Annotated in this window: 17 protein-coding genes; 4 read left to right on the forward strand and 13 right to left on the reverse strand. The window is 59.5% G+C overall.

Annotated elements, in window-relative coordinates:
* Positions 1-11: 11 nt before the first annotated feature.
* The 6 genes from DEO48_RS09770 to nasR form a co-directional block, all read right to left on the reverse strand.
* Positions 12-2,537 carry a nitrate reductase gene (locus DEO48_RS09770; RefSeq protein ID WP_109845037.1) on the reverse strand — a complete coding sequence of 842 codons (2,526 nt, stop codon included), beginning with the start codon at positions 2,535-2,537 and terminating at the stop codon, positions 12-14.
* Entirely contained in the window at positions 2,534-6,520 is a 3,987-nt protein-coding gene (gene nirB, locus DEO48_RS09775) for a nitrite reductase large subunit NirB (RefSeq protein ID WP_109845038.1), read from the reverse strand. Before nirB ends, DEO48_RS09770 begins: the two co-directional genes overlap by 4 nt.
* Before the next feature lie 13 nt (positions 6,521-6,533).
* Complete coding sequence (locus DEO48_RS09780; RefSeq protein WP_021240347.1) at positions 6,534-7,322, reverse strand: ABC transporter ATP-binding protein; 789 nt, start codon at positions 7,320-7,322, stop codon at positions 6,534-6,536.
* Between the two features lie 9 nt (positions 7,323-7,331).
* A complete protein-coding gene (gene ntrB / locus DEO48_RS09785; RefSeq protein ID WP_109845039.1) occupies positions 7,332-8,210 on the reverse strand; it encodes a nitrate ABC transporter permease in 879 nt (292 codons plus the stop codon).
* A 2-nt stretch (positions 8,211-8,212) separates the two neighbouring features.
* A complete protein-coding gene (locus tag DEO48_RS09790; protein WP_109845040.1) occupies positions 8,213-9,460 on the reverse strand; it encodes a CmpA/NrtA family ABC transporter substrate-binding protein in 1,248 nt (415 codons plus the stop codon).
* 227 nt (positions 9,461-9,687) lie between these two features.
* Positions 9,688-10,872, reverse strand: a complete 1,185-nt coding sequence (gene nasR / locus DEO48_RS09795) for a nitrate regulatory protein NasR (protein ID WP_109845041.1) — start codon at positions 10,870-10,872, stop codon at positions 9,688-9,690.
* 72 nt (positions 10,873-10,944) lie between these two features.
* Between nasR and DEO48_RS09800 the strand changes: the two genes are divergently transcribed.
* The 3 genes from DEO48_RS09800 to DEO48_RS09810 all read left to right on the forward strand — a co-directional run bounded on the left by DEO48_RS09800 (position 10,945) and on the right by DEO48_RS09810 (position 13,641).
* On the forward strand, positions 10,945-11,298 hold the full coding sequence (locus tag DEO48_RS09800) for a DsrE/DsrF/TusD sulfur relay family protein (protein WP_008499522.1): 354 nt from the start codon (positions 10,945-10,947) through the stop codon (positions 11,296-11,298).
* 106 nt (positions 11,299-11,404) lie between these two features.
* Positions 11,405-13,189: a methyl-accepting chemotaxis protein gene (locus tag DEO48_RS09805; RefSeq protein ID WP_109845042.1), complete on the forward strand. Its 1,785-nt coding sequence runs from the start codon at positions 11,405-11,407 to the stop codon at positions 13,187-13,189.
* 212 nt (positions 13,190-13,401) lie between these two features.
* Positions 13,402-13,641 (forward strand): DUF1883 domain-containing protein, encoded by a 240-nt coding sequence (locus DEO48_RS09810; protein ID WP_010432930.1) that lies wholly within the window; start codon positions 13,402-13,404, stop codon positions 13,639-13,641.
* A 30-nt stretch (positions 13,642-13,671) separates the two neighbouring features.
* Here DEO48_RS09810 and DEO48_RS09815 read toward each other — a convergent pair whose 3' ends face one another.
* Positions 13,672-14,367: a gamma-glutamylcyclotransferase gene (locus tag DEO48_RS09815; protein WP_023312120.1), complete on the reverse strand. Its 696-nt coding sequence runs from the start codon at positions 14,365-14,367 to the stop codon at positions 13,672-13,674.
* A 177-nt stretch (positions 14,368-14,544) separates the two neighbouring features.
* Entirely contained in the window at positions 14,545-14,775 is a 231-nt protein-coding gene (gene chaB / locus DEO48_RS09820; protein WP_045888013.1) for a putative cation transport regulator ChaB, read from the reverse strand.
* A 270-nt stretch (positions 14,776-15,045) separates the two neighbouring features.
* Between chaB and chaA the strand changes: the two genes are divergently transcribed.
* On the forward strand, positions 15,046-16,146 hold the full coding sequence (gene chaA / locus DEO48_RS09825) for a sodium-potassium/proton antiporter ChaA (RefSeq protein WP_109845043.1): 1,101 nt from the start codon (positions 15,046-15,048) through the stop codon (positions 16,144-16,146).
* 93 nt (positions 16,147-16,239) lie between these two features.
* Here the strand turns inward: chaA and kdsA are convergent, their stop codons facing one another.
* The 5 genes from kdsA to prfA form a co-directional block, all read right to left on the reverse strand.
* Positions 16,240-17,094 carry a 3-deoxy-8-phosphooctulonate synthase gene (gene kdsA, locus DEO48_RS09830; RefSeq protein ID WP_023312123.1) on the reverse strand — a complete coding sequence of 285 codons (855 nt, stop codon included), beginning with the start codon at positions 17,092-17,094 and terminating at the stop codon, positions 16,240-16,242.
* A gap of 36 nt (positions 17,095-17,130) precedes the next feature.
* Entirely contained in the window at positions 17,131-17,940 is an 810-nt protein-coding gene (gene sirB1 / locus DEO48_RS09835; protein ID WP_024907069.1) for an invasion regulator SirB1, read from the reverse strand.
* A gap of 3 nt (positions 17,941-17,943) precedes the next feature.
* Positions 17,944-18,336 (reverse strand): invasion regulator SirB2, encoded by a 393-nt coding sequence (sirB2, locus tag DEO48_RS09840; RefSeq protein WP_058841347.1) that lies wholly within the window; start codon positions 18,334-18,336, stop codon positions 17,944-17,946.
* Complete coding sequence (gene prmC / locus DEO48_RS09845; RefSeq protein WP_109845044.1) at positions 18,333-19,163, reverse strand: peptide chain release factor N(5)-glutamine methyltransferase; 831 nt, start codon at positions 19,161-19,163, stop codon at positions 18,333-18,335. The genes sirB2 and prmC overlap by 4 nt, the downstream gene beginning before the upstream one ends.
* The coding region (gene prfA / locus DEO48_RS09850) for a peptide chain release factor 1 (protein WP_109845045.1) at positions 19,163-19,930 on the reverse strand (768 nt) is incomplete at its 5' end. The genes prmC and prfA, both read right to left, overlap by 1 nt.

Genomic DNA, 19,930 nt, shown 5'->3' on the forward strand with positions numbered 1-19,930 from the left:
CTCTTATTATGTTAACGCGATAAGCCCTGAAATGCAGTCCTGGCGGACATTTCAGGATTATCCTGAAACAGCCCTTTCAGCTCCGGCACGCAGGAGCCACAGTTCGTACCACAGCGCAGCTTCGCCCCCAGCGCGGTTACGGAATCACACCCGCCAACGATCGCCTCCCGTATCGTATTCTCCCCGACGCTGAAACAGCTGCAGATGATGCGTCCCGGATCCGCTTCCTTCCCGACGCTCTGTCCGTTCAGCAAGGCGTGACGTTCTGAGGCCAGCACGGGTGGGGATTGAAAAGCGGCTTCAATCACCGTATGCGCCAGCGCCGGTAACGCGGTGCCCTCCCAGAAGCCCAGCATCAACTGGCCTTCATGCCAGGCCAGCACGCTGCTGCGTTCGCCGGTTTGCGCAACCTGCAGCTGCCAGCCCCGGACGCCGGCGTAATCCATTACCCACGACAGCAAAGGTTGATCGCCCGCCACCGTCAGGCGTGAGGCTTTACGCCACCAGTAAGCCGAAGAGGGCATTTCCGGCCATTCCCGGGCATAGAGTTCCCCCTGCCAGGCGGGCTGCCACGGCAGAATTCTGACCGCGGTTTGTTTACTCTCCGGCTGGCCAGAAACCGGATCGCAGCGCCCTTCCACCAGCGCATTCACCTTTCCCTGGCGGGAAAACTCAGCATTCCAGTGCATCGGGGCAAACGCCTCGCCTTCCCGTATCCCGTCATTGATTCGTACTCTGACGACCATCACGCCGCGCGGCGAGCTGATGCGCGCCAACTGGCCGTCGCACAGGGAAAACCGAACCGCGTCTGCGGGGCAAACCTCAACAAACGGTTCGGCGATATGCTGCATGAGTCTGGCCACGTATCCCGTTCGGGTCATGGTATGCCACTGATCGCGGATGCGTCCGGAGTTGAGAATCAGCGGGTACAACGCGCTGACCGTCGCACCGTGCGACAAAGGGTTAACGGGAACGATGTTTCGGCGCGGAAAATTCCCCGTCGGCCACTGATAAGGCTCAAGCTGATCCCACTCCTCACGGGTTAGCGCAGCCAGTTCATGAAGATTCAATGCCCGCGCGCCGTCATTTTCAAAGGCCGTCAGCGCCGCATGTTCGCAAAAAATCTCGTGCGGATGTTGCCAGGCAAAGGCCTCGCCGTAGCCCAGCCGTTTCGCCATCTGCGCGACGATCCACCAGTCCGGCTTCGCTTCGCCCGGCGCGGGCAGAAACGCGCGCTGGCGTGAAATGCGCCGCTCGGAATTGGTCACCGTCCCGTCCTTTTCTCCCCAGCCCAAAGCCGGAAAACGGATATGGGCGAACCGGCTGGTGTCGGTATCGTTCATCACCTCAGAGACCATCACCAGCGGGCAGCCCGCCAGCGCCTGACACACCGCGTGGCTGTCCGGCAGCGACACGGCGGGGTTGGTGCCCATAATCCACACCGCCTTCACCTCACCGCGGGCAATGGCGTCAAACAGCTCCACCGCCATCAGCCCCGGCGTCTGCGCCAGCCGTTCCGTTCCCCAGAAACGCGCCACCCGCGAAAGATCGTCCGGCTCAAAGTTCATGTGTGCCGCCAGTTGGTTCGCCAGTCCGCCCACCTCCCTTCCGCCCATCGCGTTTGGCTGTCCGGTCAGCGAAAACGGGCCGCAGCCCGGACGGTTGAACTTCCCGCTGGCAAGATGAACGTTAATGATAGCGTTACACTTGTCGCTGCCGCTGGCGGACTGGTTGATACCCATGGTGTAGAGCGTAATTGCGCGAGGCGCGGTGATAAACCAGTCGTAAAAGGTGCCAATATCCTGCGGCGAGAGGCCGCAAAACGCCGCCACGCGCTCAACGGGCCACTCATCCGTTCCCTGAATCACATTAAGCAGACCGACAAACAGCCCGGCGTCGCTGCCGGGGGCGAGCGCCAGATGCAGGTCAGCAATATCACAGGTGGCGGTTCTGCGCGGATCGATTACCACCACCTTCATCTGAGGGTTGTTGCGCTTCGCCTGCACCAGCCGCTGATAGAGCACAGGATGCGTCCAGGCCGCGTTTGAACCCACCAGCACCACCAGATCGCTGTTTTCGACGTCCTCGTAGCTGCACGGCACCACGTCTTCGCCAAAGGCGCGCTTGTAGCCCACCACCGCCGAGGACATGCAAAGCCGGGAGTTGGTATCGATGTTTGCCGCACCGATAAACCCTTTCATCAGCTTGTTGGCGGCGTAGTAGTCCTCGGTAAGCAATTGTCCGGAGGCGTAAAACGCCACCGCCTGCGGCCCCCATGTGTCGATAATCTCCCGCAGACGCTCCCCTGCCGCGTTCAGCGCCTGCGCCCAGTCCACCTCAAGTCCGTCAACGACCGGGCGCAAAAGCCGCCCCTGTAAGCCCGTCGTTTCGCCCAGGGCCGATCCTTTCACGCACAGGCGACCCAGGTTCGCAGGATGGGTTTCATCTCCCCGAACGCTGACCGCTTCACCTTCCACGCTGGCAACTACGCCGCAGCCGACCCCGCAGTAGGGGCACGTTGTCCGGGTTTCCGTCATGAAGCCTCCGCACGCATTACCTGGGCGTCGCTGCCAACCCATACCTTGCCGTTTTCAATTTTCACCGGCCAGGCGCGCACCGCGGGTTCGCCGTTCTCTGCCTGACAGCCGTCGCGCAGGCGAATGCGCTGCTTGTAGAGCGGTGAAATCACCACCGGCTCGCCCGCCGCATCGCCAAGAATGCCGCGTGAAAGCACGTTCGCCTCGCCGCCCGGCTCCCGATCGTCGAGGGCGTAAACGGTTTTGCCAAAGCGGAACAGCGCAATCGGCTTACGTCCAAGCCGCGCGCCGATGCCCGCCTGCTCGGGGATATCGTCGATGCCGCAGATTTCCTGCCAGCGCTTGCTTTCATCCGGCGCGGTCTCGTTCACCGTCGTGCGGAACAGCGCCAGGCGGTTGGGATCGCTGAGCGTGGTTTGCCATTCGCACTGGTAGGTTTCCACCACCCGGGCCATCTCCTGCTCCAGCTCGTGGGCGATGCCGAGGCTGTCGTTGAGGATCACCTCGCGCAGATAGTCGAGGCCGCCTTCCAGGTTGTCCATCCAGGTGCTGGTGCGCTGCAGGCGATCCGCCGTGCGGATGTAAAACATCAGGAAACGGTCGACGGTGCGGATCAGCGTTTCGTCGTCCAGATCGCTGGCGAAGAGATCCGCATGGCGCGGCTTCATCCCGCCGTTGCCGCACAGATAGAGGTTCCAGCCTTTATCGGTGGCAATCACCCCCACGTCTTTGCTCTGCGCCTCCGCGCACTCGCGGGTGCAGCCGGAGACCGCCATTTTGATTTTGTGCGGCGCGCGCAGCCCCTTGTAGCGGTGCTCAAGCCTGACCGCGAGGCCGGTGGAGTCCTGCACCCCGTAGCGGCACCAGGTTGAACCGACGCAGGATTTCACCGTGCGCAGGGATTTCCCGTAGGCGTGCCCGGTTTCAAACCCGGCCTCGACCAGCGCCTGCCAGATCTCAGGCAGCTGTTCCAGAGTGGCGCCGAAAAGGTCGATTCGCTGTCCGCCGGTAATTTTGCTGTACAGGCTGTAGCGCTTCGCAATCTGGCCGATGGCGATCAGCCCGTCGGCGGTCACTTCCCCTGCGGGCATGCGCGGCACGATGGAGTAGGTGCCGTCCTTCTGGATGTTGGCAAAGTAGCGGTCGTTGGTATCCTGCAGCGGCAGGTGCGCCGGTTTCAGCAGATACTCGTTCCAGCAGGAGGCAAGCACTGACCCCACCAGCGGCTTACAAATTTCGCATCCGTGTCCCTGTCCGTAGCGGCTTATAAGCTGGTCAAAGGTCCGGATATGGTTGACGCGCACGAGGTGGTAAATCTCCTGGCGCGAGTACGGGAAGTGCTCGCAGATGTCCTTTTTCACCTCCACGCCCTGCTCAGCCAGCTGGAACTCCATCACCTGCTTCACCAGCGCGCTACATCCCCCGCAGCCGGTCGCCGCTTTGGTGCACTGCTTAACGGCGCCGATATCCGCCGCGCCCGCGCTCACCGCCCGGCAGATATCGCCTTTGCTGACGTTATGACACGAACAGATTTGCGCGCTTTCCGGCAGCGCCGCCACGCCGAGCGCTTTCGGCGCGCTGCCTGACGACGCGGGTAATATTAGCGTTTCCGGCTCTTTTGGCAGGGCTATCCCGTTAAGCATCATCTGCACCAGCGTGGCGTATTCGCTGGCATCGCCCACCAGCACGCCGCCGAGCAGCGTTTTGCCGTCGTGGCTGACCACGATTTTCTTGTAGATTTGCTGCGGACCGTGCGTCCACTGATAGCTCAGCGCCCCCGGCGTGCGTCCGTGAGCGTCGCCGAAAGAGGCCACGTCCACGCCCAGCAGCTTGAGTTTGGTGCTCATATCCGCGCCGGCGAAGATGTTCTCCTCTCCCGCCAGCGCGGCGGCGGCCACCCGCGCCATCTGGTAGCCGGGCGCGACCAGACCGAAGATTTTCCCTTCCCACAGGGCGCATTCACCAATGGCCAGCACGTCCGGATCGGAGGTCTGGCAACCGTCGTCAATGCAGATCCCGCCGCGCTCGCCGATAGCCAGCCCGCTGCTGCACGCCAGCGCGTCCTGGGGACGAATGCCCGCCGAAAAGACCACCATGTCCGTTTCAAGCTGTTCGCCATCGGCAAAGCGCAGCACCAGCCCGCCGTCCGCGTTGGCGATCTCCGTCGTGGCTTTACTGGTGTGAACGCCGACGCCCAGCGCCTCGATTTTTTTGCGCAGCATCGCCGCGCCGTCGTTGTCGAGCTGGACCGCCATCAGGTTGGGCGCAAACTCAACCACGTGGGTTTCCAGCCCGAGCTGCTTCAGGGCATTCGCCGCCTCCAGCCCGAGCAGGCCGCCGCCAATCACCACGCCGCGGCGCGAGCCCGCCGCATGTGCAGCAATGTTGTCCAGGTCGTCAAGGGTGCGGTAGACAAAACAGCCCGGCAAATCGTTGCCCGGCACAGGCGGCACGAACGGGTATGAGCCGGTCGCCAGCACCAGCTTGTCCCAGTGGGTTTCGTGCCCGCTGGCGGTGCGCACCACGCGCGCGTCGCGATCGATAGCGACGACCTGCTGCGACAGGCGCAGCTCAATGCCGTTGTCGACAAAGAAATCCCCCTCCACCAGCGAAAGCGACGCCGCGCTGCGGCCGCCAAAATATTCCGACAGATGCACGCGGTCGTAGGCGGCATAGCGCTCCTCGCCAAAGACAACGATCTGATACTGCTGATGCAGATTGCGGTTAACGCAGTCTTCGAGAAAATGATGGCCGACCATACCGTGCCCAACCACCACCAGAGTAGGTTTTGTCATAGCATTGTGTCCTGCAACCTGCGGTTGCGTAGTGAAACGATCGAACAGCCAGTCCGCGTGGGCGGGCGCAGCCGTTGCCAGTAAATCGGTAAATGTTGCCGTGCTGCGGCAGTCGCCCATCAGCAGTACGCCAGCCAGCGCCCCTTGATTGATCAGTAAACGGCGATAGTGACGGGTCAGCGGATCCCATGCGCTCCAGACCACGTCGCCCTCCTGCTCTGCCGCGCGACCGAGACTGAACAGCTCCACGCCGGTCACCTTGAGGCGCATCCCGCTGTCGGTCAGGGTAAACGGCGCGGTGACGTCTCCGGCCAGCCGGGCGGCAAGGATATCCGCCTGCGCCAGACAGGGGGCGACCAGGCCAAACGTCTGGCCGTCAATTTCGCAGCATTCGCCAATGGCGTAGACGTCCGGCTCGGAGGTTTGCATCTGGCGATCCACCACGATGCCGCGCGCGCAGCGAATGCCGCTGGCCTGCGCCAGCGTGACGCTGGGCTGCACGCCGGTCGCTAGCACCACGCGCGCGGCGGCGATTCTGCGTCCGTTCAGCAGCGTCACGCTATCTCCGTTCACCGCTGCGATGCCAGAGACGAGCTCACAGCGCACGCCCCGCGCCGCCAGCGCCTCTTCCAGCAGCATTCCCGCCTGCCGATCCAGCTGCTGCTCCATCAGCCACGGACCGCGATGAACAAGCGTGACCTCGTCACCTGAACGCGCCAGCGCAGCCGCCGCCTCAACCCCGAGCACGCCGCCGCCCAGCACCACCGCCGGACCGGCGATCGCCTGAATGGCCCGGGTATCTGCCAGGGTATGGAACGTGAACACATGCGGCGCATCGCAGCCGCGAATTGGCGGAACAAAGGGCGTTGATCCGGTGGCAAACACCAGCGCATCCCAGCCCAGCGTGCGGGCGGTGGTTTGCACTTCCCGCGCGTCCACGTTCACGGCGAGCGCCTTTTCGCCCCGCAGCACCGTCACGCCCCGTTCCTGGTACCAGTCGTCATTCTGAAGACTGATGCCCACCGCCGTTTTTTCACCGCCCAGCACCGGCGAAAGCTGGATGCGGTTATAGGCATGCTCCGGCTCGTCACCGATGACGGTAATTGCGAAACGATCGGCAGCACGCCCGGTGAGCGAGGCAATCAGCCGCGTGGCCGCCATGCCATTTCCGATAATGACCAGTCGCATCAAAGCCCCCTCGCTACGCCGCTTTCGGCTGCTTTTCATAGAGGAAATGCAGGATCTGCTGGCGCATGTGGTGATAGCGGCTGTCGTCAGCCAGCTGCACCCGGTTACGCGGGCGCGGCAGGTCAACGTGCAGGATCTCCCCGACGGTCGCCGCCGGGCCGTTGGTCATCATCAGCACGCGATCGGAGAGCAGCACCGCCTCGTCCACGTCGTGGGTAATCAGCACAATGGTGGTGTTCAGCGCCTGCTGGATCTGCATCACCGAGTCCTGAAGATGGGCGCGCGTCAGCGCATCCAGCGCGCCGAAGGGTTCATCCATCAGCAGGACTTTCGGCTTCATCGCCAGCGCGCGGGCAATCCCGACGCGCTGCTTCATGCCGCCGGAGATCTCCCCCGGGCGCTTGTGCAGGGCGTGCCCCATCTGCACGCGGTCGAGGTTGTGCTCAATCCACTCCCGGCGCTCCGCCTTGCTCATGCTGTGGCGAAACACGTGATCGACCGCCAGGGCCACGTTGTCGAAGCAGGTGAGCCACGGCAGCAGCGAATGGTTCTGGAATACCACCGCGCGCTCCGGACCCGGCCCGGCAATTTCGCGGTTGTCGCAAATCAGCCCGCCCTCCGTCGGCAACGTGATCCCAGCGATAAGGTTAAGCAGCGTCGATTTACCGCAGCCGGAGTGCCCAATCAGGCTGACGGTTTCGCCCTCATGGATATCAAAGGAGACGTTCTGCAGCGCCAGAAATTCGCCGCTGGCGGTGGAAAAACGCTGGCTCACGGCCTGGACCTGGATTAATGGTTTCATGTTCGCTCCTTATTTTTCCTGCCAGCTAAAGCGACGGGCGATCAGCATCAGCCCCTGCTCCAGCAGCAGCCCGACCACGCCAATGATGACGATGGCGATGAGAATGTTTTCGACGTTGAGGTTGTTCCACTCGTTCCAGATCCAGAAGCCGATCCCTAAACCGCCGGTGAGCATCTCGGCGGCGACGATCACCAGCCAGGCGATGCCGATGGAAAGACGCACCCCGGTCAGCACCGCGGGCAGCACCGCCGGGAAGAGAATGCGGCGCATGATGGTCCACTCGGAAAGCTGCAGCACCCGGGCGACGTTAAGGTAGTCCTGCGGAATACACCGCACGCCTTCGGCGGTGTTGATCACCATCGGCCAGATGGAGCAGATAAAAATGGTCCAGCTCGACGCGGGCTCCGCTTTCTGAAACAGCAGCAGGCCGATGGGCAGCCAGGCCAGCGGGCTAACCGGGCGTAACAGCGCGATCAGCGGGCCGAACATGCGAGAGAAAAAGGTGAAGCGACCAATCAGGAAGCCGAGCGGGATCCCGGCGAGCGCGGCCAGGCCAAACCCCACCGCCACGCGCTGTAATGAGGCGAGCACGTTCCAGCCGATGCCCATGTCGTTTGGCCCGTCGCGATAAAACGGATCGGCAAACAGGGTGATGGCGGAATCGAGCGTGCTGAGCGGCGTCGGGAAACCTTTGCTGTTAATCGCCGCCAGCTGCCAGAGCACCACCAGCAGTCCCAGACCGAGAAACGCCGGGATGATGCGCTGAAGGATCGCATTAATCCGACGCGCAAACGTCGGCGTACGGCGGCGAACCTGCACCGGAGGCAGGAGAATCACCTCTCCACTCTCCGGCGTCTCGTGTGAATTCGTCTTTTGCAGATGCTGCATAATCAGGCCCCTTTACGGTGAATAGCGAAACGGCTGGCGTATCCTTCCGGATCGGTACCGTTCCAGACGGTGCCGTCCATCAATGTGCTGCTGCGTAATGGTGAAGTCGGTGTGCTGATGCCCCCCACCGCCGTAGCGGCATCCTGCCAGACCGCGGTCTGGTTAATGCGCTGTGCAATACCCGCGTAGTCCGGCGCGGATTTGAGCAAGCCCCAGCGGCGGAACTGGGTTAAGAACCACATGCCGTCTGAGAGATATGGGTAGCTGACGGCCCCCTCGTTGAAGAAGCGGATCGGGTGCGCGTCCTGCCAGCGCTGGCCCAGGCCGTTGTCGTACTCGCCGAGCATGCGTCCGGTGAGATACTGTTCCTTGCAGTTGAGCCACGCCCGGCGGGAGAGGATCTGCGCGGTCTCGCGTTTGTTTTCCGGGGAGGCTTCGATCCAGCGCGCCGCCTCCAGTACCGCGCTCACCAGCGCCCGCGCGGTGTGCGGGTTTTTCTCCACCCAGTCGCGACGCGTGCCGAGGATTTTTTCCGGATGATCGGCCCAGATGGACTGCGACGTGGCGGCGGTAAAACCGATGCGGTCGTTGATGGCACGTGCGTTCCACGGCTCGCCGACGCAAAAGCCGACCATGTTGCCAATGCGCATGTTCATCACCATCTGCGGCGGCGGCACCACTACCGTGCGCACGTCGTCAAAGGGGTTAATGCCCGCGCTGGCCAGCCAGTAGTACAGCCACATGGCGTGCGTCCCGGTCGGGAAGGTGTGCGCGAAGGTGTAGATGCCGGGCGCCTGCTGACCAATCAGCTTTTTCAGCCCGTCAAGGTCTCGAACGCCCTTCTCCGCCAGATCGCTGGAAAGCGTAATCGCCTGGCCGTTCTGATTAAGCGTCATCAGGTTTGCCATCTGCTGCGGCTTGCCGGCAATACCCAGCTCCAGGCCGTACAGCAGGCCGTAGAGAATGTGCGCGGCATCAAGCTCGCCCGCCACCAGCTTGTCGCGCACCGCCGCCCAGCTCGCCTCTTTGGTGGGCACGATGGTAATGCCGTATTTTTTATCAAAGCCTTTCAGCGCTGCGATAACCACCGGGGCGCAGTCGGTCAGCGGGATAAACCCGATGCGCACCGTTTCCTGCTCCGGTTTATCCGAGCCAGCCGCCCATGCGGCCTGCATGATACCCGGTAACAGCATTGCACCACTGGCCAGCATGCTGGCCTGCAAAAAACGCCGTCTCGACAAATCCGCCATGACCACTCCTGAATAAAAACCAAAAAAAAGCGCCCACGATGCCGAAGCACCAGTGGACGCCTTTATCCCGAAGACGCATGCACCGCCGTTGGCGCATCGTCAAAAATGGTTAATCTGATAATGCAAAGTGAATGCCAGGTTTTAACCCGCTTTTTCCGGGGCGCTAACCGAATTCCCCTCGCCTACACGCACCTTAATCAGGCATAAAATGCCCGCTGACCGTGCAGCTACTCCTTTGGTATTATCTGCCATAAATTCTTCACCATCAGCAGCGCGCGGGCGATATCCACCATCCTTTGGTTCTTGTCCATCGCCATTTTGCGCAGCGCCGTCCAGGCCTGTTCCTCACTCATATTCTGGTGGGTCATCAGCACGCTTTTCGCTTTATCAATGACTTTGCGCTCTTCAAGCGTATCGCGCAGCGACGCAAGCTGGCGCGAGAGCTGTTCTATCTCGCGTGCCTGCTGGCGCACCAGGGTGAGCAACGGTTTTTCCGGATACTGTATCAGCGGATCGTCCTGCTCATCGGCGGGAGGTACGTACTCATCGTTACGGTAAATACGCTCGTCCACCGCCGTCATCAGATCGGCGATGAGCGTCTCCTCCAGCGTGCGCAGATGCTCAAGGCGCGCGGTTTGCAGAGCAAACCAGGCCAGAGCGGTAAGGCCATCATCCGCGGCAGGCTGGCGGGTGCAGGCCACGCGCCGGAGTTGCTCCGTTTCACGATCGGGCTGACAGTGCAGGGAAAAGGTGGTCTGGACGTCAGCGGAGCTGTGTGAGAGAAAAATTTCAAAGCAGGCCTGCTGCCCGTCGATGCGGTCAACCAGCCTCTGGCGAGTCACATCATCGAAAAAGCCCTGCGTGAAGCCAATCGCTCCCAGGGCCCGTTCCTGTCCCGCCAGCTCTTTCCCCTGCATCAGGCTATAAAGGGCAACAAAACGCCCGGCGATTTGCGGATCGTCAATGCTGTCATTGAGCTGCGGTACGATACTGAGCAGATGGCGAAGCATGCGGGAGTAGTGATCCATCGCCTGCGGCGCCGTTACCGTTTGCTGAATAACACCGTCGCGCAGCGCGGGAAGCATATCAAGGCTCAGGAGCGCGCCGCCGATGCGTTCACAGACCGTACTTCCCGGGATCGGCGACTGTTTTTCAAGAATGTCATAAAGTGCAGCGAGGTTTTCATCCACCAGCGCCCGGCTGGCTTTGCATTCAGGAGCGTAGAGCTTACCCTGTGAACAGAGCCAGACGTTGGACGCCCCACGCTCGCACTGTAACATATGCACCAGTTGGCTAATGCCGTGCACAAGCACGCCAAGCTGTGCCAGCTTGCTGAGCTGCTCCCGGCGCATCATCCTTGCGCGCTCGAGCCATTCGCCAGCGCCTGGCGAAATGCCAGCCATTAATGTCATGCTTACTCTCCAGAACAGCGAAACTTGGAAAAGCTAAGCAATATTCGTGCCTTTATAAGAACAGGAGTCAACATGCAAAAGATTGTGATCGTCGCCAACGGTGCGGCTTACGGCAGTGAATCCCTTTTCAACAGTCTGCGCCTGGCGATTGCGCTGCGTGAAAAAGAGAGCGACCTGGCGTTACGACTCTTTTTAATGTCGGACGCGGTCACCGCGGGGCTGAAGGGTCAAAAACCGGCAGAGGGCTATAACATTCAGCAGATGCTGGAGATCCTCACCGCGCAAAACGTGCCGGTGAAGCTGTGCAAGACCTGCACCGACGGCCGCGGCATTACCGGTCTGCCGCTGATTGATGGCGTAGAGATTGGTACTCTGGTTGAGCTGGCCGAGTGGACGCTGTCCGCCGATAAAGTATTAACTTTTTAATAATAAACCCGTAAAAATATTATTTTCTTATGGACGCGGTTTCAGCATCAAGTTTACCTGCGGGGTTGCCGATAGGCATGGAAACAACACAGCAGGTATTTCACTTATGTTCAGATCTATTCGTGCACGCATCATCGCGGCGACGGCAGGCTGTCTGGTCGTCGCCCTTCTCCTTAATACCGTTATCAACTTCCAGGTCACGCGCCAGGATAACCAGCAGTCCCAGCGCGATATCCTGACCAGCACCAGCGCCAGCCATAACATGGCGATTGCCGACTGGGTAAAAAGCAAGATGACGGTGATCGCCTCCGCGCAGACCGTTGCGCTGAGTGACGACCCGGTTCCGGTGTTTAAACAGCTTGCGCAGGCGGGTGGATTCACCAACGTCTATGTTGGCTACGCCAGCAAAACGGCGAAATTCTCTGAACCGGCGGGCGTTCCGGCGGACTATGACCCGACCATTCGCCCGTGGTATCAGCAGGTGGTCAGCACGGACGGTCCGGTTGTCACCGCGCCCTACGTTGATGCGGGGACCGGTAAGCTGGTGGTAACCTTTGCGGTGCCGGTGAAAGAAAATGGCACGCTAAAAGCGGTCGTGGCGGGCGATGTGGCGATGGACAGCGTGGTGGCTAACGTGCGCGGGATCCATCCAACCCCGGCCAGCAGCGGGTTACTTCTGAACAGTGACGGCAGCGTGATTGCCGCTAACGATCCTGCCCTCACGCTGAAACCGTTTACTGAGACAATCAAGGGCATTGATTTTGCTGCGCTGAAAAGCGGTAACCCCGTCGACGGAACGCTAAACGACGCTGAAAAAACCTTCGTGGCGACAGCCGTGCCGGGCACAAACTGGCTGTTAGTCGTCGCGCTCGACAGCGGTGACGCCACCTCCGGCATGCGTTCCCTGCTTAAAGCCTCGGGGATTTCGCTGGTGATCCTTGCACTGCTGAGCGCCGCCATTGTGCATTTCCTGATTGCCCGCCTGCTCAAGCGTTTGTCCGACATTCGCGACGCGATGCACAGCATTGCTAACGGTACTAACGATCTGTCCCAGCGCCTGCCGGACAGCGGCGAGGACGAGGTCGCGCAAATTGCCCAGGCCTTTAACGCCTTCAGCGATAAACTGTCGGTGGTGATGGTGCAGCTCCGGGATGCCAGTGAATCGGTGAAAAACGCGGCGCAGGAGATAGCCGCAGGTAACCAGGATCTTTCCGGACGTACCGAGCAGGCGGCATCCAGCCTGCGCGAGACGGCCAGCGCCGTGGAGCAGATCACCGCCTCCGTGACGCAGTCGAATGAATCGGCGGCAGAAGCCAACGACCAGGCGAGCAAGGCCTCAGCGGCCGCGGCGCGCGGCGGCGAGGTGGTATCCCAGGCGATCAGCACCATGCAGTCTATTGAAGTCGCGTCGGCAAAAATTGGCGATATCACCAGCGTGATTGACGGCATTGCTTTCCAGACCAACATTCTGGCGCTGAACGCCTCCGTCGAGGCGGCGCGTGCGGGTGAGCAGGGGCGCGGGTTTGCCGTCGTAGCAGGCGAAGTGCGTAACCTGGCGAGCCGTAGCGCTCAGGCGGCGAAAGAGATCAAATCCCTGATTGACTCCACCACCGACAGCGTGGCAACAGGCTCCCGCTACGTACATCTGGCGGGGGAAAGCATGGATGAGATCCGCTCCAGCATCGGCAGCGTCTCTGGCATCATGCGCGAAATCTCCATCGCCACCAGCGAGCAGATGAAAGGGATTCATGAGATCAACCACGCGGTGACCCATCTCGACAGAATGGTTCAGCAGAACGCCGAGCTGGTGGTGGAATCCGCCGCCGCCGCGGGTGCCCTGCAGAGCCAGGCGGGCGACCTTGCTGAAACAGCCGGGCATTTCCGCATTTAATCTTCTTCCGGCGCGCGTTTAGCGGGTAAAACGCGCGCCAGCCTAAATTTTGAGGAATTTTGTCATTTTTGTTTAATCGTTATGCCATTTTTTGATCAAAATCAGCATCCCACCCCCTCCCCTTTGGTGTTATGCCATGAGTGAATTGTGAACAACATCACGCTCGGATATGGCAGCAGGGAGAGCGTTGTTTAAGACTACGGGGTAAAAAAATGGCACTGGTAAAAACAAGTTTGAAACTGTTTGGCGGGGATACGGTAGTGGTGCGTTGCTCAGAACGCTGTCGTATTCATCTGATGAGTTCGAAAGCACAAAAACAGTCCCAGGCGGATATTCTCACCGTACAGGACGATAAGGCCTGGCTTACCGTGCCGTACACCGGCACGTGGGATGTGCTGATCGATAGCCACAGCCAGTCGCTGGAGCATTCCGTCAGCTACGTGGCAGCATAAGTTTAAACGCCCGGCAAGCCGGGCGTATTGTCAGGCAAAACCCTGTCGCAGCGTGCTGTTGAGCGGGTTCCCTTCCAGCAGCGCCTTCACCTTCACCACCAGCTCATTCAGACAATCGTCCTTCATGCCGAGGCGTGTCAGCTCCTGATCGAGGGAGAACAGATACTGCGCGTTGGTGCCCAGCGGCCCGCTGGCGGCGGCAATCAACGGGGCAATCACCTGCGTGCGGGTATCCGCTTCATACAGCGGATGGCGCGGATCCATAATAAACACCAGCGCGTTGACGGTGCGTCCGTCGTCCAGTTCCAGCTTGCACCAGCTCGGCATATAGCAGCCGGTGATCATCTCGCGCTTCCAGAGAAGCGTGAGCTCCTCTTCCAGCGTGGCATCCGGCAGGCGATACGCCACGCCCGTGGTGCGCCCGCCCTCTTTCAGTGCAAGCATGCGCCCGGGCTGGCACGCGCTGCCGCGTCCGGCCGTCAGGCGCAGGCAAAATGCGCGATGCCAGCCAGGCAGCGTTCCCGTTGCCGATTCGACAAATTCCAGAGCCGGGTTCCACATCAGGGAGCCGTAGCCAAAAATCCATACCGGGCCATCATCCGGGCGGCAGGCAAGCGTGGCAGCGAGTGACGCCGCACGTTGTTCAGCTGACCAGAGAAGCGATTCCTCAATAGCACCAAATGCCGTCTTACAATCTGCCTTCATTAAGAAATCACGCGTTAACACTTTCCACCTCCGCCACTGCATGCTTCCTTGCGACATCTGTAATTCGCTTTCCCGGCATTCTGTGCTGGTCATTTTGCCAGCAGTCGAATAACGATAAGCAATTAGCGGACCAGTTGCAATACAACGGAAGTTCAACCGCCTGAAAAGTCAAAATGAAGGCAGCGAATCATTTCACTGCTATTTCTTTTTATGCCATTTATCGTCGTCTCCTTTCTCATATTCATGTTTTACTGCGGCCCAGGCGACTTTGTGGGCCGTCTCTTCACGGCTGGCATCATCCCGGCGATCGTCCTTATCTTTGTACTGTTCCCAGGCGCTGTTGAACGCCTCTTTGTAGATATCCTGCGCGTGCGCAGGCAGCACGTTTTGTACGTTATCTGGTAATTCGCGTTTCGCTTTATAGGGCATCACTAACCTCTCTTTTGGTTAAAGAGGTAAGTGTGGACGACGATGCACCAAGGCGCCACCCGACAATAATTTATGAGTACATTATATTTTTAATTTACTGATATTTAATGGTTATTCAACAAAAACACGGCATTATGGACATCAGAAATGAAAATAATGACAAAGGGTAAAATTAAGTAAAAAATAAAGGGTATTTAACAGAGATCTGTTAATTTAATGACCTCAAAAATCTATCTATAATTACAAGCACCTGCATTAATGGAGAAGCACATGACAGCAACACACGAGGCGGTAAAGACCCGCCACAAGGAGACGTCACTCATTTTCCCGGTTCTGGCACTGGCTGTGCTGCTCTTCTGGGGAAGCAGTCAGTCACTGCCAGTGGTGGTTGGTATCAATATTCTTGCCCTGGTCGGCATCTTAACCAGCGCATTTAGCGTTGTTCGCCATGCGGACGTCCTTGCACACCGTCTGGGCGAGCCGTACGGATCGTTAATTCTCAGTCTTTCCGTTGTTATTCTCGAAGTCAGCCTGATTTCCGCCCTTATGGCGACCGGCGATGCCGCGCCGACGCTGATGCGCGACACGCTCTATTCGATCATTATGATTGTAACGGGCGGCCTGGTGGGCTTCTCTCTGCTGCTGGGCGGGCGCAAATTTGCCACCCAGTATATGAACCTGTTCGGCATTAAACAGTATCTTATCGCCCTCTTCCCGCTGGCGATTATCGTGCTGGTCTTCCCGATGGCGCTGCCGGGTGCAAACTTTTCCACTGGGCAGGCGCTGCTGGTCGCACTGATTTCCGCCGCCATGTACGGCGTGTTCCTGTTGATTCAGACCAAAACGCACCAGAGTCTGTTTGTGTACGAGCATGAAGACGACGGTGACGATGATGACCCGCATCACGGCAAGCCGTCGGCCCACAGCAGCGCGTGGCATACGGTTTGGCTGATCGTGCATCTGATTGCGGTGATTGCCGTCACCAAGATGAACGCTAACCCGCTTGAGACGCTGTTAACCGAGCTGAACGCGCCGGTGGCGTTTACCGGCTTCCTGGTGGCGCTGCTGATTCTGTCCCCTGAAGGGCTGGGCGCGCTGAAAGCGGTGTTGAATAATCAGGTGCAGCGCGCAATGAACCTGTTCTTCGGCTCCGTACTGGCGACGATTTCACTTACCGTACCGGTGGTGACGCTGATTGCCTTTATGACCGGTAACGACCTGCAGTTTGCGCTGGGCGCGCCGGAGATGATTGTGATGGTCGCCTCGTTGCTGCTGTGCCAGATTTCGTTCTCAACCGGACGCACCAACGTGCTGAACGGCGCGGCGCATATGGCCTTGTTTATTGCGTATCTGATGACGATATTTGCATAATTTTATCCGGTGCGGGCTGATGCCCTCACCCCAACCTTCTCCCCCAGGGAGAAGGAGAAAGCATAAAAAAACCCGCCGAAGCGGGTTTTTTTATTATTTGCTGGTATCCAGCTCGTCGAAGCTCTTCACCAGATCGTCAATCGCTTTGATCTGCTTCAGGAACGGCTCCAGCTTGTCCAGCGGCAGCGCGGATGGGCCGTCGCATTTTGCGTTATCCGGATCCGGGTGCGCTTCAATGAACAGGCCGGCCAGACCGGTTGCCATGCCGGCGCGCGCCAGCTCGGTCACCTGGGCACGACGGCCGCCGGACGCGGCGCCGAACGGGTCGCGGCACTGCAGGGCGTGGGTCACGTCGAAAATCACCGGAGACTGGCCGGAGACATTTTTCATCACGCTGAAGCCCAGCATGTCGACAACCAGGTTGTCGTAGCCGAAGTTTGCGCCACGGTCACACAGAATGACCTGATCGTTGCCGCCTTCGATAAATTTATCGACGATATTGCCCATCTGCCCAGGGCTGACGAACTGTGGTTTCTTCACGTTGATAACGGCACCGGTTTTCGCCATCGCCGCAACCAGGTCGGTCTGGCGAGCCAGGAATGCCGGGAGCTGAATCACATCCACCACGTCTGCCACCGGCTGCGCCTGAGAGGCTTCATGCACGTCGGTGATCACTTTTACGCCAAAGGTCTGCTTCAGCTCCTGGAAAATTTTCATTCCCTCTTCCAGGCCCGGGCCACGGTAAGAGTTGATGGAGGAGCGGTTGGCTTTGTCAAAAGAGGCCTTAAACACGTACGGGATACCCAGCTTTTGGGTCACGGTCACGTAGTGTTCGCAGATACGCATGGCGAGATCGCGGGATTCTAGCACGTTCATGCCGCCAAACAGTACGAACGGCAGGTCGTTTGCTACCTTGATATCACCAATGCTAACCACTTTTTGTTTCATAGGATCGCCTTATTCAGGTGTGAATCGGAATTAAGATTAATGCAGTGTAATTTGTTTGTGCGAGATCGCGTTGATCTGCGCACGAATCATTTCGCTAATGGGGTCTTCCGGACACTGCTCAACGAAATAGCTCAGATCGTTTAGCGCCACGTGCTCACAGTCGAGCTGGGCATAGATCAACCCGCGATCGCGAATTTCGTATGGATCTTCCGGGTTGAACTGCAGCAGCACTTCGCTGGCTCGCAACGCCAGCTCCATCTGACGCTCTTCCATTAACGCAGACTTCAGCGTATCCAGCAGCTTGCGGATCACTTCTGCGTTATCCGCCTCGTCGAGATCTTCGTTGAAGAGTTCAGCCACCGGGCTGATGTTGCCTTTCAGCCACACGTCCAGCGTATGTTCATCCAGCGTGTCGCCGTTGAAGGGATTAATGAGCCACATTTCACCGTCCAGCCACTCAGCGCGCAGGATCATCTGCGTCGGGAAAATGACCGGGACTAGCGGAATATCCAGACGGTGCGCGACCCACAGCAAAATAGAACCCAGCGCCACGGCGCTGCCCTGACGATTTTTTAAGACCTGGTCCAGCCATAACGCGTCAGACAGGCGATACACGCCCCGCGTGTCGCAGAAACCCCATTCGCCGTAGAAAAGCTCCAGCAGCTTCTCTAATTGCCAGTCTTGCGGGCGAGCCTGATTAATCTCTTCACGCGCCAGGCTGACCAGATTCTCCAGCTCATCGTAGACAAACTGCGACGTAAAATCGTCGCGAATCATCTCAGAAATCAGGATCATGCCATCGCAAAGCGGCACTTTATTAAATTCGAAATCGGCTAAGGACCTCATGACTTACCCCAGTAACGGTATTCTTGTGGTGGCGAGTTTAATGATGATGTACAGCACCACCAGACCCAGCAGAAAAGCGATAAACCCGACCTGCTGGCTGCGCGGACGACGACGCCCAAGCGCGATAAAACCCAAAACGATGTAGATGATAACGCCAAACAGCTTTTCAGTCAGCCATGCACCTTTATCAGTAAATGGCAGATAGCCGGTCTTCCACATGAGCCCGGCACCGGAAAGGAGCAATAGCGTGTCGATGCAGTGCGGCGCGATACGCACCCAGCGGGCATCCGTCAGCGGATTGTTGCTGTAGCGCCACCAGTAACGGACGATGAAAAAGCTGACGGTCAGCGCAACGGAAATCAGGTGGACGGTAATGAGCACGGTAAACAGGCTCATAGCCACTGCCCCAGCGTCAGGCGTTCGTTGCCGCCGTAGTCGCGGCAGGTTTCGACAGCGGCGTAGCCAGCTTGCGTAAACAGTGCCCGAACGGCCTCTCCCTGCGTCCAGCCATGTTCCACGAGCAGCCAGCCGCCGGAAAGCAAATGTTTCCGTGACGTTGTCACAATGTGTTCGAGATCGGCTAATCCCGCTTTGGCGGCCACGAGCGCCGTCAGCGGTTCGAAGCGCACGTCTCCCTGCGCAAGGTGCGGGTCATGTTCGTCGATGTAGGGAGGATTGCTGACAACCATCTCAAATGAAAGATTCTCCAGCGCGGCAAACCAGCTGCTTTGCAGCACCGTCACGTTGCAGAGCCCGTGACGTTCCACGTTACGCTGCGCCAGCGCCACCGCATCGGGCATTACGTCCACCGCCGTCACCGCGCAGTCGGGCCGCTCGGTGGCGAGCGCCAGCGCGATAGCCCCTGTCCCGGTACCGAGATCGAGAATGCTGCAGGCCGCCGCCGGTAAACGCGCCAGCGCCTGCTCCACAAGACACTCGGTGTCCGGACGCGGGATCAGCGTCGCCGCCGAGACGTACAGCGGTAACGACCAGAACTCACGCTCACCGACAAGGTGCGCCACCGGCTCGCCGGTTTTACGGCGGGCAAGCAGCGCGGCGAGCTGCGCTTCCTGTTCCGCGGTCAGTTCGGTTTCGCCAAAAGCCAGCAGATACGTGCGGGCTTTACCCGTCACATGCTCAAGCAAAATTTCGGCGTCGCGTTTCGGGCTTTCGCTTTCTGAAAGCTCACCGGCCGCCTCACGTAACCAGCGCTGAAAATCCATTATTCCTGCTCGGAAAGCGCCGCCAGCTGGTCGGCCTGGTATTCCTGCACGATAGGCTCAATCAGCATATCCAGCTTCCCTTCCATCACCTCGTCCAGACGGTACAGCGTCAGGTTGATGCGGTGGTCGGTTACGCGCCCCTGAGGGAAGTTATAGGTGCGGTTACGGTCGCTGCGATCGCCGCTGCCCAGAAGGTTACGGCGCGTAGAGGCTTCCGCCTGCTGGCGTTTCGCCATTTCGGCTGCGTGGATACGCGCGCCCAGCACGGACAACGCTTTGGCTTTGTTTTTGTGCTGCGAACGTTCGTCCTGACATTCGACGACGATGCCGGTCGGCAGGTGAGTGATACGGATGGCGGAATCGGTGGTGTTAACGTGCTGACCGCCCGCGCCAGAGGAGCGGAACGTATCAATACGCAGGTCCGCCGGATTGATATCCGGCAGTTCAGCTTCCGGCAGCTCCGGCATCACCGCAACCGTACAGGCGGAGGTGTGAATGCGGCCCTGAGATTCGGTGGCCGGCACGCGCTGCACGCGGTGACCGCCGGATTCAAACTTGAGACGACCGTACACGCCGTCGCCGCTGATCTTGGCGATAACCTCTTTGTAGCCACCATGTTCGCCTTCGTTGGCGCTCATGATCTCCACGCGCCAGCGACGCGATTCGGCGTAGCGGCTGTACATGCGGAACAGATCCCCGGCAAACAGCGCCGCTTCGTCACCGCCGGTACCGGCGCGCACTTCCACAAACGCGTTACGCTCATCGTC

Source organism: Enterobacter sp. CGMCC 5087 (assembly GCF_003144775.1).
In the GTDB taxonomy this organism is placed as follows: domain Bacteria; phylum Pseudomonadota; class Gammaproteobacteria; order Enterobacterales; family Enterobacteriaceae; genus Enterobacter; species Enterobacter cloacae_M.

What these genes read in the sequence shown, in the direction of transcription:
- DEO48_RS09800 (WP_008499522.1), top strand. Translation starts at nt 10,945, where the DNA reads ATGCAAAAGATTGTGATCGTCGCCAACGGTGCGGCTTACGGCAGTGAA.
- DEO48_RS09810 (WP_010432930.1), top strand. Translation starts at nt 13,402, where the DNA reads ATGGCACTGGTAAAAACAAGTTTGAAACTGTTTGGCGGGGATACGGTA.
- DEO48_RS09780 (WP_021240347.1), bottom strand. Translation starts at nt 7,322, where the DNA reads ATGAAACCATTAATCCAGGTCCAGGCCGTGAGCCAGCGTTTTTCCACC.
- chaA (WP_109845043.1), top strand. Translation starts at nt 15,046, where the DNA reads ATGACAGCAACACACGAGGCGGTAAAGACCCGCCACAAGGAGACGTCA.
- DEO48_RS09805 (WP_109845042.1), top strand. Translation starts at nt 11,405, where the DNA reads ATGTTCAGATCTATTCGTGCACGCATCATCGCGGCGACGGCAGGCTGT.
- ntrB (WP_109845039.1), bottom strand. Translation starts at nt 8,210, where the DNA reads ATGCAGCATCTGCAAAAGACGAATTCACACGAGACGCCGGAGAGTGGA.
- DEO48_RS09770 (WP_109845037.1), bottom strand. Translation starts at nt 2,537, where the DNA reads ATGACGGAAACCCGGACAACGTGCCCCTACTGCGGGGTCGGCTGCGGC.
- sirB2 (WP_058841347.1), bottom strand. Translation starts at nt 18,336, where the DNA reads ATGAGCCTGTTTACCGTGCTCATTACCGTCCACCTGATTTCCGTTGCG.
- chaB (WP_045888013.1), bottom strand. Translation starts at nt 14,775, where the DNA reads ATGCCCTATAAAGCGAAACGCGAATTACCAGATAACGTACAAAACGTG.
- nirB (WP_109845038.1), bottom strand. Translation starts at nt 6,520, where the DNA reads ATGCGACTGGTCATTATCGGAAATGGCATGGCGGCCACGCGGCTGATT.
- sirB1 (WP_024907069.1), bottom strand. Translation starts at nt 17,940, where the DNA reads ATGAGGTCCTTAGCCGATTTCGAATTTAATAAAGTGCCGCTTTGCGAT.
- nasR (WP_109845041.1), bottom strand. Translation starts at nt 10,872, where the DNA reads ATGACATTAATGGCTGGCATTTCGCCAGGCGCTGGCGAATGGCTCGAG.
- DEO48_RS09790 (WP_109845040.1), bottom strand. Translation starts at nt 9,460, where the DNA reads ATGGCGGATTTGTCGAGACGGCGTTTTTTGCAGGCCAGCATGCTGGCC.
- prmC (WP_109845044.1), bottom strand. Translation starts at nt 19,163, where the DNA reads ATGGATTTTCAGCGCTGGTTACGTGAGGCGGCCGGTGAGCTTTCAGAA.
- kdsA (WP_023312123.1), bottom strand. Translation starts at nt 17,094, where the DNA reads ATGAAACAAAAAGTGGTTAGCATTGGTGATATCAAGGTAGCAAACGAC.